The organism is Mesorhizobium sp. B3-1-7 (assembly GCF_006439385.1).
Taxonomy (GTDB): Bacteria; Pseudomonadota; Alphaproteobacteria; order Rhizobiales; family Rhizobiaceae; genus Mesorhizobium.
Genome location: NZ_VFTL01000053.1, coordinates 26,962 through 38,021, shown reverse-complemented (window position 1 = coordinate 38,021; position 11,060 = coordinate 26,962). Strand labels below are relative to the sequence as shown.

At 63.6% G+C, this 11,060-nt stretch carries 15 protein-coding genes, 1 pseudogene and 1 riboswitch; of the genes and pseudogenes, 5 read left to right on the top strand and 11 right to left on the bottom strand.

Translation table 11 applies throughout. The features are described 5' to 3' along the window. Both FJ417_RS30850 and FJ417_RS30845 read left to right on the top strand, forming a co-directional pair. Positions 1–339, top strand: a pseudogene (locus tag FJ417_RS30850) (hypothetical protein); the annotation flags it as partial. Between the two features lie 370 nt (positions 340–709). Further along, positions 710–1,267, top strand: a complete 558-nt coding sequence (locus tag FJ417_RS30845) for a hypothetical protein (protein WP_140786049.1) — start codon at positions 710–712, stop codon at positions 1,265–1,267. Positions 1,268–1,303: 36 nt separating this feature from the next. Here FJ417_RS30845 and FJ417_RS30840 read toward each other — a convergent pair whose 3' ends face one another. Both FJ417_RS30840 and FJ417_RS30835 read right to left on the bottom strand, forming a co-directional pair. Continuing rightward, positions 1,304–1,948 carry a response regulator transcription factor gene (locus FJ417_RS30840; protein WP_140644951.1) on the bottom strand — a complete coding sequence of 215 codons (645 nt, stop codon included), beginning with the start codon at positions 1,946–1,948 and terminating at the stop codon, positions 1,304–1,306. Continuing rightward, the gene (locus FJ417_RS30835; protein ID WP_140786048.1) at positions 1,945–3,345 is read right to left on the bottom strand and encodes a sensor histidine kinase; all 1,401 of its coding nucleotides are present in this window, start codon (positions 3,343–3,345) and stop codon (positions 1,945–1,947) included. Before FJ417_RS30835 ends, FJ417_RS30840 begins: the two co-directional genes overlap by 4 nt. A gap of 560 nt (positions 3,346–3,905) precedes the next feature. On the opposite strand from FJ417_RS30835, the gene FJ417_RS30830 reads away from it, so the two are divergent. Together FJ417_RS30830 and FJ417_RS30825 are read left to right on the top strand one after the other, a co-directional pair. Then, positions 3,906–4,091: a hypothetical protein gene (locus FJ417_RS30830; RefSeq protein ID WP_140786047.1), complete on the top strand. Its 186-nt coding sequence runs from the start codon at positions 3,906–3,908 to the stop codon at positions 4,089–4,091. Between the two features lie 467 nt (positions 4,092–4,558). Continuing rightward, the gene (locus FJ417_RS30825) at positions 4,559–4,783 is read left to right on the top strand and encodes a hypothetical protein (protein WP_140786046.1); all 225 of its coding nucleotides are present in this window, start codon (positions 4,559–4,561) and stop codon (positions 4,781–4,783) included. Between the two features lie 220 nt (positions 4,784–5,003). Here the strand turns inward: FJ417_RS30825 and FJ417_RS33325 are convergent, their stop codons facing one another. From FJ417_RS33325 to FJ417_RS30810, 3 genes are all read right to left on the bottom strand, one after another. Continuing rightward, positions 5,004–5,165, bottom strand: coding sequence for a hypothetical protein (locus FJ417_RS33325; protein ID WP_181175249.1), 162 nt, complete (start codon positions 5,163–5,165; stop codon positions 5,004–5,006). Between the two features lie 148 nt (positions 5,166–5,313). Next, positions 5,314–5,694 carry a YkvA family protein gene (locus FJ417_RS30815; protein WP_140786045.1) on the bottom strand — a complete coding sequence of 127 codons (381 nt, stop codon included), beginning with the start codon at positions 5,692–5,694 and terminating at the stop codon, positions 5,314–5,316. A 59-nt stretch (positions 5,695–5,753) separates the two neighbouring features. Continuing rightward, positions 5,754–5,936 carry a hypothetical protein gene (locus tag FJ417_RS30810; RefSeq protein WP_036258067.1) on the bottom strand — a complete coding sequence of 61 codons (183 nt, stop codon included), beginning with the start codon at positions 5,934–5,936 and terminating at the stop codon, positions 5,754–5,756. 246 nt (positions 5,937–6,182) lie between these two features. Here FJ417_RS30810 and FJ417_RS30805 point away from each other — a divergent pair, with 246 nt between their 5' ends. Further along, a complete protein-coding gene (locus FJ417_RS30805; protein ID WP_112100506.1) occupies positions 6,183–6,332 on the top strand; it encodes a hypothetical protein in 150 nt (49 codons plus the stop codon). A gap of 42 nt (positions 6,333–6,374) precedes the next feature. Here FJ417_RS30805 and FJ417_RS30800 read toward each other — a convergent pair whose 3' ends face one another. The 6 genes from FJ417_RS30800 to FJ417_RS30775 all read right to left on the bottom strand — a co-directional run bounded on the left by FJ417_RS30800 (position 6,375) and on the right by FJ417_RS30775 (position 10,863). Further along, the gene (locus tag FJ417_RS30800) at positions 6,375–6,710 is read right to left on the bottom strand and encodes a hypothetical protein (RefSeq protein ID WP_140786044.1); all 336 of its coding nucleotides are present in this window, start codon (positions 6,708–6,710) and stop codon (positions 6,375–6,377) included. A 137-nt stretch (positions 6,711–6,847) separates the two neighbouring features. After that, positions 6,848–7,747 carry a GNAT family N-acetyltransferase gene (locus FJ417_RS30795; RefSeq protein WP_140786043.1) on the bottom strand — a complete coding sequence of 300 codons (900 nt, stop codon included), beginning with the start codon at positions 7,745–7,747 and terminating at the stop codon, positions 6,848–6,850. 356 nt (positions 7,748–8,103) lie between these two features. Next, positions 8,104–9,051, bottom strand: coding sequence for a DMT family transporter (locus FJ417_RS30790; RefSeq protein WP_140786042.1), 948 nt, complete (start codon positions 9,049–9,051; stop codon positions 8,104–8,106). A 65-nt stretch (positions 9,052–9,116) separates the two neighbouring features. After that, positions 9,117–9,701 carry a hypothetical protein gene (locus tag FJ417_RS30785; RefSeq protein ID WP_140786041.1) on the bottom strand — a complete coding sequence of 195 codons (585 nt, stop codon included), beginning with the start codon at positions 9,699–9,701 and terminating at the stop codon, positions 9,117–9,119. Between the two features lie 51 nt (positions 9,702–9,752). After that, positions 9,753–10,493 carry a CbtA family protein gene (locus FJ417_RS30780; protein ID WP_140786040.1) on the bottom strand — a complete coding sequence of 247 codons (741 nt, stop codon included), beginning with the start codon at positions 10,491–10,493 and terminating at the stop codon, positions 9,753–9,755. Between the two features lie 160 nt (positions 10,494–10,653). After that, positions 10,654–10,863, bottom strand: a complete 210-nt coding sequence (locus FJ417_RS30775; RefSeq protein ID WP_140644940.1) for a CbtB domain-containing protein — start codon at positions 10,861–10,863, stop codon at positions 10,654–10,656. Then, positions 10,864–11,007: riboswitch (adenosylcobalamin (AdoCbl) riboswitch) on the bottom strand. Positions 11,008–11,060: the final 53 nt, after the last annotated feature.

The following is an 11,060-nucleotide window of genomic DNA, read 5'->3' as shown; positions in this document are numbered from 1 at the left end:
TCCAGGATGATCTTTTCCATGGTTCCTCCCTGCGGCGATTACAGACTGGGGTGTGTTGCGGCGTCAAGGTTCGTCGGAAACAACGGCAATAATGATGGCAACAGCGACAATGGCAACAGCAGCGCCAGCGCGGCAAGCACCGCCGATGTCGATAGTCACGTCAATGCTATAACCGGCGACAAGGTCGAGGCCACACGCAACAGAATCCAGGTCACGCACCGCAATGGAATGAAGGAGAAGATCGAGAACGGTCGGTTCAGGATGGAAGACAAGTACGGACGCACCATCGTCGACCGGAAAGCCACCATGGCCGATCTCAATCGCCTGAAGAATCTGTGAGACAGAGTTTGTGAGAGCGAGGTTTTATCGGGATTAGATCTTAAGGGACCGGAGGTCAGCGCTGCAAAATCAGGTTGCCACCTTTTGCTTCGTCTCTGCGGTCCTGATCGTCTTGCGGTAGAACTTGGCTACTCACCTTACCCCCGCCTTCGTGCGGGGGTAATTTTTTGCGCGGCAAGACCTGTCCGTTGCGACATTGGTCAGCCATGGCGCCGGAAATGGTCCGACTGGCCGGGGCATGGGTCGTGGGCCGCTTTCGTCGCCTCGCCGGATGTGAATTCTTGCCCTGGTCAAGACACCGGTTCCGCCTCGGCTGTGCCGTGAGCGGAACTTCGGCCATGCCGAGGCAGAACCGGAACGAAGAGAAAATATGCGAAACCGCCTCTTCAGCAGGCTTGCTTGGCTCGCGCTGCGCGCGTTTAGCGCGCTGGCGCTGACCGTTACGCCTTGGCACGTCATCTTTGAGGGTACGCCGAGGATTGCCGTAGCCACGGCCGATGCCGGCGCCGGCAATAGCGGCGGGAACGGTGGTAATAGCGGCAACGGCAGTGGCGGCAATTCGGGTTCCGCCGGCGGCTCGAACTCAGGCAATAGCGGCAACAGTGGAAACAGCAATGCCGGCGGCAATTCCGGCAACAGCAATGCCGGCGGCGGCAACCCCAATGCCGGGCCGGGCAACAACAGCGGCAAGGGCAATACCGATCCCGGCGGTAAGAACAATACTGATCCTAGCGGTAAGAACAGCTACACCAACGCGGCAACCGGCGACACGCTCTCGATCGATGGCGACAAGGTTACCGTCATCCATAGCAACGGCATGAAGGAGCAGGTCCAGAACGGCCGTTTCGAGATGAAGGACGCGCAAGGCCGCACCATCATCGAACGGCAGGCGACGGAGGAAGATCTGTCACGCCTGCTGAACTTGTGAGGGTTGAAGAATTGAAGAAAGAGGGAACCTAGTTCCTCAGTTCCTTTCCCTCGCCTCGTGCATCAGCAGCGCCGCCTCGGTGCGGTTGCGCACATTGAGCTTGGCCAGCACCCTGGTCATGTGATGCTTGACCGTCTTCTCCTGCAGCGACAGCCGGGCCGCCACCTCTTTGTTGCTGAGCCCCTCCGCGACCAGTTTCAGGATCTCGGCCTCGCGGCCGGTGAGTTGGCCGAGCGGATCGGGCTTGCTGCCGGTGGGCTGCAAAAGGTCGGAAAGCAGCCTCGCCGACAGGCTCGGCGATACGTAGCTCTGGCCGTTGGCGACGTCGCGCAGGATCTCGGCCAGCGCCTTGGAGCCGACGCCTTTCAGCACATAGCCGCGCGCGCCGGCCTTCAGCGCCAGGGCGACGTCGGCGTTGGTTTCCGACACGGTGAGCATGACGATCTTCTGCTCGGGCATCGCTGAAAGGATGCCGGCCAGCGCGTTGAGGCCGCCGCCCGGCATGCTGATGTCGAGCAGGAGAATATCGGGTGTGCTGGCGCGCGCCAGCCTTTCGGCGTCCTCGGCGCTGGCGCCTTCGCCCACAAGTTCGAAGCCGCCTATCTCGCCGAGGCTGCGCGCCACGCCCTCGCGAAACAGGGGGTGGTCGTCGACTATTGCGATGCGGATGGATGTGCTCACGGTTGCTCCTCGACAGACAAGGTGATCACCAGCCTGGTTCCTCCCGGGCCGGTCAGCGTTTCGAACTGCCCGCCTATGCTTTCGATCCGTTCCCTGAGGCCGGCAAGCCCAAGGCCTTCGCTTCGGGCCGGGTCGAAGCCGGGGCCGGTGTCCAGCACCTCGACCAGGAGCTTGCCGCCCTTCGTCGTGGCTCTGACCTGCTGGCCTTTGCCCTTGCCGTGGCGGTAGGCGTTGTTCAGGCCTTCCTGCACGAAGCGATAGATGCTGATCTTTTCCGAGGTGCCGAGCTCCGGCAAGCGCTCGGGCAGAGTTAGCAACACTTTGGTGCTGGTGCGCCGCTCGTGCTCGGCCACCGCCAGCCGCAAGATATCGGCGATAGCCTGCGTTTCGATCTGCGGCAGCACCAGTCCGTTGCAGATGCCGCGTATCTCGCGCATCGCCTCGCCGAGCGTCTTGTGGATGCCGGCGATCTCGGCCTCGCGCAGCGTGCTCGATGTGGTCGGGTCGACCAGCACCGGGCTGTCCATCCTTAGCGCGGCGAGCGCCACCAGTTGCGCCGGCCCGTCATGCAGGTCGGCGCCGATACGCCGCAGATACCGCTCGTTGATGGCGGTGGCGCGGCGCGAGGCGCGCTGGACGCGCTGGCGCAGCGACGAGTTCTGCGCCAGCGCCGCCTGCAATTCGGCAACCTTGGCCTCTAGCGCAGCCTGTTGGGTGACGATGGTGCGGCTGCCGCGGAAAACGATGCCGGAGAGCAGCGCCAGCGCCGCCGCGGTGGCGGCCGCCACCACCAGCCACGTCCATCTGAGCGCCGAGTTCAGCGTTTCCTGGAAATCGTCGGCGACCTCGTAGAATTCCGATACCGCCACCACTTCGCCCGACCAGGGCTCGCGCACCGGATTGTAGATCTCGAACAGCGGCGCGTTCACCGCTTTCTCGTCTCCCGATTCGGGATCGTCGCTGAGGTTGTTGTATTCGGCCACGACATTGCCGGCGAAGGCCGACTTCAGATTGGCGTTGGGCGGAAAGGTTCTGCCGATCAGGGCCGAGTCGTCGGAGTAGAGCACCATGCCGTCGCGTCGCCACAGCTTGAACGACACCAGCCTCTTTCCGAGCGCTCCCTGGCCGAGCGTCTCGTCCAGCGCCCGCTTGACCGAATCGTCGAGCTCGCGGCTCTTGCGCAGGTCAGGCAGCAGCGGCGCGATCACGCTGTCGACATAGAGCGCTGTCGTGGTGGCGGAATTGTGCATCACCCCTTCGCGAATCTGCGACGTCACCCACAGCCCGACCACGAGCATCACCGCCAGAAGGCCGATGCCGCCCGCGATCACGAACTGCCAAGCCAGCGACAGCCCGCTCCAGATTCGTGCAAGTCGCGTGAAATATCTCCCAAACATCGGCCCCGCTCACCCACCCGCTTGCAAGATTATAGGCGAGGGACGGCAATTGCGACACCGACCTTGGTCCGTGCCCATGGGGAAGGTTAATGGCGACGGGTTTGCGCGCTCTCGAACGGGCTTGGCTTCGCCAGCGGCGAGGGTGGCTCTCCCCGAGCGGCAAAAGCCCGCGTCATTCCTGTTGACGGGGAAGACGCGGGCTGGCTGCCACCTGAAATCATGGATGATTTTAGCAATGGCGAGACAACCACCAATCGAGCGCTGGGTCCATACCAAAAGACGTATAACCTGCAAGATATAGCGCCACACCGCCCGCGCCTTGACCCGAGGCGGTCTTTTTTGTCGGGCGTTTAGGTGCAGACATATAGCGGCGGAGCTGCCGGATGGATCGGCATGCAACCCCGTCCACGTCCGGCAGGCGGAGCCCGCATCGTCCCGGCAGAAGACGCGGACGCCGCGGCAAAATTTGTCCCCAAAAGAAGTCAGGGCCACGGTGTTGATGGGCCGAACAGCCGCCGCATATACGATGGGCTTCACCTTGCGGTTCTTGGCAACGCACTATGGACACCGGCACAAAAAAACAAAAAAGAAACCAGCGGCTGTCGATCTTTGAGCTCGAAGCTCTGCGGGAAGCTTTCAGGCAGTCCGTTCGTGAGAACGACGTCGCGGAAGCGGAATGGGCGCAGCATGCCGAGCTTTTCGTCAGGAGGGCGCTGCAAAAGGGCGACCGTCTTACGCGGGCTTGAGCGTTCGGGCGTAGAGCAATTCCAGGAAAAGTATGAGCGGTTAGGCTCGGCGCTTTCCCGTAGCCTTCCGTCCGGAATTACGGCATCACGTCTCCAGCCGGTCGGACCATTGCGCTGGGGCATAGGACCTCAGCGACAATTGCGGGCGCAACGGGAAACGGACACTCTATTCCTGCGCCGGCTTCCCCCCAAGGAAACCCAATGGTCGGCGCTTTAGCCCGGCTTGTCCGTCAAAGAGCCGTACTCTTTTACCGCCAAGGCAAGCCGGGCTACCCCAGCCGCCGATCCGGCGCGCGCTCATGCTCGATACCGCTTGAAACAGGGCGCAAAGAAATGCGCTTCGCGGGTATCGTGACGCGTGGAGGTCCTGCCGCGCCACCGTCGAACAGGGAACGCGTTAGGGTCGAGGCGTCCGACCCGCCGCTTTCGACGGAACGAAAAGCGGGGCAAGCGCGTTTTCCGCCGCTATGTCGAGGATCCTTCACCATCGCAAGGCCGAAAGGCCTTTTCAGGCCTCGGTTGCCGAGTCCGAGCGTCTGGCGCGCGCGCAAAAGAATGCCAGGCTGAAGGATCTTCGCACGCACGCTTCGTGGCTGGTGCTCGATCCGCAGGCAAACTTCCAGGAGGAGATCGACTGTTCGGCGTTGTTCGGCGACGACCTGTCGATCCGAAAGGTCGTCCACGACGGCTAATGCATGTCGCGCAAAAGTGTGCAGCGGTTTTGCGATAACGACATCCATGAAAACAAAGGCTTAAAGCGCGTCGACAGAATCCGCTCCAGCGCGACGCGCTTTTAAAGCAATTCCAGGAAAAGTGTGTAACGGTTTTCCGTCCGGAATTGCATAAGCACAGAGAGTTAGAGCGGTTCGGCGCTTCCGCGAAACGCTCTTTAGCAAAGCGGCGGCTCGAGCCTCAGACCGGCTGTAGCCCGACTGCGCCATCCTCGCGCGACATCTCGATGAGCCGCGCGACCGCCCATGGCGCCATCAGCGCAAAGAACGCCGTGACATCGAGGAAGAGCGACCGTGCCAGATCGAACCCGCTGTGGTCGTAGCAGACTGCGAACTCCATCACGCCTGACCCCTAATTGAACCCACCCATTGCGCCTGCCATTTCACGCGCTCGGCCAGCATGGCCCTGATTTGCATAAATTACAAGGGACAGCTAATTTAGCTGCCGAGTGAGATTCCGCCGGCATGCGCGGCTGCGCTGGCTGAAGGATCTAGGCCGGCTTCGGCCAGAACAGCCAGGCGAGGGCCAACGCCGCAAGCACCCAGAGCGCGATCATGGAAGCGAGCCCGGCCTTGCTCACCGGCTTCTCGCGTCGCGCGGCCTCTTCGCGGAATTCCTGCATCAGATCGGACGGGACCAGCTTGACCGCGAGCATGATGCCGACAGGCACGATCAGCAGGTCGTCCAGGTAACCGATGATCGGGATGAAATCCGGGATAAGATCGATGGGGCTCAGCGCGTAGGCCGCGACTGCGCCCGCGGCGGCTTTTGCATACCAGGGCACACGCGGATCGCGGGCGGCGATCCAGAGCGCAACCACATCGCGCTTGATCTTGCGCGCCCACCGCTTCGCGGTATCGAGTATCGACATGCCGCTTATATATGGGTGCGCGGGTCTTCAGGCCATTTGGTGGTCGATGGCTCGGCCTCTCAGGCGCAGTCCTTCAACTCGACAACCTCGACGCCGAGGCGGAAGGCCTGGCCATCGGCATAGGAGCGCGCATATTGCTCGGCTTCGAAGGGAAAGATGAGCGTCGTGCCATAGGCGGTGACGCGCACCGTCCACTTCTGGCCCCTGACGAGTTCAACGCCGTGAAGCTTCGCCGTAACCATCTCACCCTCCTCAGATCCGGCACTTCGGCGACATCCGCATAACGTCGCCAAAGTCATTTGAATACAAATAATCCGACCTAATCGTGTCGTTGCGGTCTCGATTCCGATATTGGGTCGTTTACGTCCGTGAAATGGTTCACCGACAGCGGCGCTTTTTTGCGGCCGGGCCGTGAGCGGGCTGGATGGCCTGCCTGGAACCGCGACGGCCCCAGGCGGGTTAGGTTCTTGGCTCACAAGGAGACCGCCATGATCCGCAAGCTGAAATCCGGCGAATACAGGCTCTATTCGCGCAAAATCGATCCGAGAACCGGCAAGCGCCGCAATCTAGGCACCTTCAAGTCGCGCGAAGCGGCGGAAAAGCACGAACGCGAAGTGCAGTATTTCAAGCGCCATTAGACCGGTCATCGTCCCACGACAGAATCGCGGCTCGGCCCCGGCTCACCCATGCGGTCGCGGTGGGGTGCGTGGGCGAGGGTGGCCCGGCACGTTCGAGCCGATATGGTCGAGGTCGCAACGTCGCGTCACCATCTCGACCGACCGGGTGTCGACGGTCACGCGCCCCAGAACCTGCACGGTCGTGCGTCCGAGATCCTCGTCGACATGCACGACCTCGCCCTCGAGTCTGAGCTTGTCGCCAGCCTTGGCATTGGGCTCGACCATCGAATATTTATGGCTGTCGCCGTCGAGCCTCAGCATCACGCGGTCCTCGGTGCGTTCGACCACCGTGGCGATGACGGCCACCCTGTCGCCTATTTCCACTGTCGGCCGTGTCATCGCGGCCTCCTTTCCGCCCTCGGCGATACCTGGCCGACGCAGCCGGCTGGCGCCACGCTGTGTGCCGGCAGCCGCTGAAATAAACGGCAAAACAAGCATTTGGTTGCCGCCGGCCGCCTGCAGCCGCGGGCGGCCGATCACATGAAGCCGGGATTTCGCGGCAGATACTGCGTCCAGTCGCCATAGCCGGGCGATGCCATCAACAGCATCGGGAAGGTGATGCGCATGCCTTGATCGATCGCGAGGCCGAGCGCGCTCCCGCATGTGCCCGGCAGGAAGGCCGATACCTTTTCGGCCGAGCGATCCGCCGCCAACAGCAACGCCGTTGCAAAGGCATCGCGAACGATATCGGGCCGCGTCACCGCCAGGGGGCCAATATGCCCGCCGGCGTTGGTGTATCCGTAGCCGACCGCATCGCCGCCAGCAAAGAGCAGGACGCCTGTCGTCGACGGATCGGTGCGCAGGTAGCGATGATGCTTCTCCCGTGAGGCGCCCAGGGCACGGACGTCGATCTCGACCAGTTTTTCCATCGTCGCGGCGCTGTCGTCCATTTCGACGGCACGCAACGGTCGAGCCAATGCCTTGGTCACCCGTTCGCGCGCGGCGCTGAGAAGGTAGATCGGCGTTTTGGGAAACAAGCCGTGCCGCATGTAAAGCCCCTGCGACACACGATTGAAGGTGAATGTTATAAGTGCCTTGTGGGCTGCGCCTGATGCGCGGGCATGCTCCATGGTCCGTTCCAGCAGCGTGTTTCCGATGCCGCGGCCTTGTCGGCCAGGATCGACGAACAGCTGGGCGAGGAACCAGATATCGCCGCATACCCAGCTCCAGGCGAAGCCCGCAATGTCCCCGTCGTCTTCCGCCACCCACAGGCCGCCGGGGTCGTCCTCGAGCGAAAACAGCTGGAAGTTGGGAGGGCTCGTCGCCGCCATCGGGCCAAAGCCGTGCCGAGTGGTAAGCTCGTTGATGCTAGCCACCACCAGCGCATCGGTCGCCACGAGATCATCGGCGCGAGCAGGTCTGTAAACGAGCGACATTGAACAACCTCAGCCACGGAGCGTGAGCCGCAACGCCGATCGTATCAGCTGTCCATGCCTGCCGTCTCGGGCGCCATCAGCAAGCATCGTCCGGGGTCCGAGGCCGCGTTGACCCCCGGCGTTTGCCCGCTGCCCTGAGGGATTTCGGCCATCCAAGCTTCGCCATCGTCATCGAGGGAGCTTGTCGGCTGGCGGTGGACGGCCAGCCGCCTTGGCTCCGCGAGCACGTTCAGCACCGCCTTCAGCCGTCATGTCGGCCAGCCACCCGGCCGTTATGCCCGGTCGGCGGCGCACTAGGTTCAGCATGTCGACTGATGTCGCTGCCACGGCAGCGGGCTCGCGGCGGCTGGTTTGATTTACCTAACGCTGATCAGCGCCGTGCCGGCGATGGCCAGCAGCGCGCCGGCCCAGGCGGCCGCGGTCGGCCGCTGACCGCTGCGCAGCCACACCATCGGCAGGATGATGACGGGCGTCATCGAGGACAGCGTCGAGATGATGCCGGCATTGCCGGTGCGCAGCGCGGCCATCAGGCAGGACATGCCGAGCGAGGTGCCGACGAAGGCGGAAAGCACGGCGAGCCCGACCATGCCGAACTGGACGGCCTCCCGCTTGCCCCTGCCGAACGGCGTCGCGGCGAGCGCGATGAACAGGATCACGGCAAGGCCCGAGCGCAGCGCCATGGCGCTGAACGGCTCGACGCCGGCGGCCATGGCCGGCCGCGCCAAAAGGGTGCCGATCGCCTGGCCGAATGCCGTCATGACGCCGAGCATGATGCCTGGTCCCAGGCGCCCGGTGAGCGGCGGGCCGGGCGCGGTGCTGACCGGCACGGTGGAAGGGGTGACGACCGGCATCGCCGGCGCGAGGTCGCCGCGCTTGAGGAACCGCCGCGGCATGCCGATTGCAAGCACGATGCCGGCAAGCGCCAGCGCCACGCCCAGCGCCTGCCAGCGGCTGATGGTTTCGCCGAGCACGAGATAGCCGAGCGCCAGGGCGAAAGGCGAGGTGAGCGAGAAGAGCAGCGCCGTGATGCGCGGGCCGACCGAATAGATGGTGGCGAAATAGGTCGTGCTGGCAATGCTGATGCCTGCGAAGCTTGATCCGGCAAGCAGCCAGAACTCCCTCGCTCCGATCGTGTGCCAGCCGCCGATCGCCAACGACACCGAGCCGGTCATCACGAAGGTTGCGAGCATCTGCCAGCGGGCAAGCTGGAGCAGGGGAACGCGGCCCTTGAGCTCGCTCAGGAACATGGAGCTCAGCGCGCTGCATAAGGCGGCGGTGACGGCGAAGGCTTCGGGGGCGAACATGGCTGGCGGCTGCGAATCCGGGAACCGGACAATTGCCGATGCTTACGCCAGCGCGCAGCGCTCGGCTAGGCCGCGCGGGCGCGCGGCGTGCCGAAGATGGACCATGCGGCGACGACGAGCGCCGCCATCGTGGCAAGCAGCACGCAGAGGCTCGGCAGATGGAAGACCATGTCGCGCCATCTGGGCTCGACGACGGCGCCGGTGCTGAAAGACTCGCCGCTATACTGGCACAGGATCCACGACGCGCCGCTGCGCACCATGTCGGCGTCGATATCGGAGATCAGTGCTTTCGCGTTGCGTTCGGCTGAGGGCATCGTCGCCATATGGGTGAGCAGCGCCTTGGCGGTGGCGAGGTAGGCGTGGCTGCATTCGTTGAAGGGGCTCTCCTCGTCGGCGAGGCTTCCCGGCATCAGGCCCCACAGGCAATAGGTGTATTGCAGGTTGCCGTGATTGTAGAGCCGCCGGAAGGTCGGGTCGGTCGCGGTCTGGTGCTGGGCGAGCTCGAGGATCTCGCCGCGGTGGCGGGCGATCACGGCCATCTGGCCGTGGGTCAGGCTCGGGATCTGGATGCCGGGAGGAGGCGGGGCAAAGGATCCGCTATGCGCTTCGGCGGGTACCGCCGCCGTCATGATCGAAAGGGCGATCGCCAAAAAGAAAATGGCCGCCAGGGCAAGGAACCGTGGCGGTCGACGCATCGGATTTCAGGCGAAGCGGCGGGCGGGGCTGCGCTGGTCGCGCGCCGCGACCACGCGCTCGGCAACCGCGCCGAAGCCGAGCCCGACGACGGTCCATAGCACAAGCTGGATGCCGAGCGAGGCGACGCGGAACTGCCACAGCACCGTCGCCGAGAAGTTCTCCGGTACTTCGTTGATGTCGGGCAGGGCTGCCTTCACCAGTGCGAAGACGACGAGGAAGGCCAGCCCAGCCACGATCGAGGCGTTCCAGGCGCCGAGCCGGGTCCACAGCCGCTGCGCCAGGCCGACCGCCGCCACCATCGTCGCGATCGAGACCACGATCATGATGAAGAACAATTCCGTGCGGTAGCCGATGGTCTCGGCATTGCCGACCGCGGGCGGGTTGGCCGGGTATTTGAGGCTGGGCACCACGATCACCGCCAGGAAGCCGAGCAGCGCTATGAGCGCCGAAGTGCCACGGGGCCCAAGCGAACCCAGCCGGCCATAGGCATAGGCGAAGACCAGCGAGAATAGCCCGCCGAGGGCGGCGCCATAGACCAGCACGCCGGTTGCGAGACCGATGCCAGCCTGCGTGACGCGGCTGACCATCTCGGGCTCCGGCGCCTCGCCGGCCGCCTGGGCCTGCTGTTCCTCGAAGGCGATCGCCTTGTCGACCTGCGGCTCGCCATAGACGCGGGCGAAGGCGAATGCCAGAATCCCCGCAACCAGCCCGACAAGCATGCCGCGCAGCAAAAGTTTTCCGACCATGTCGTTAACCCTCTAAGCAATTCCAGGAAAAGTGCGTAGCGGTTTTCCGTCCGGAATAGCGTTAAACCAACCCAGCAATTCCAGGAAAACTGCGTGCCGGTTTTCCGTCCGGAATCGCGTTAGACCAAAATCGAAGCGAGTTCAGCGATGCTGAACCGCCTTAGTGGCAGGGGAAGCCGAGCAGGTGGCGGCCGTCATGCACGAATTCGTGCACATAGGTGCCGCGGAGCAGCGACGTCGCGCCTTCTTCCGCCCCGACGAAATAGATCGCCAGCATCAACAGCAGGCCGGCGAAGATGGCCCACGGCAGAAGCTCGCGAACCGGAATCGCAACCGGACCGTAGCTGGGGGCGAAGGTGGTGTCGGACATATTGACCTCCCGTGGGATACTGCGTCCCGTTGATCGAACAATGCTGCGGAATAAGGCCTGACTTTCGGCTGGTGCCGATCACAGTGGCGCGACCGTGCCGGACTCGCACCAGCTTCCAATCCCGTATAGCGCTAAAACACTTGTCAGCACTTCGTTCGCCTGTCAACGACATGTAATGGCCAACACGGCTTCGCGCG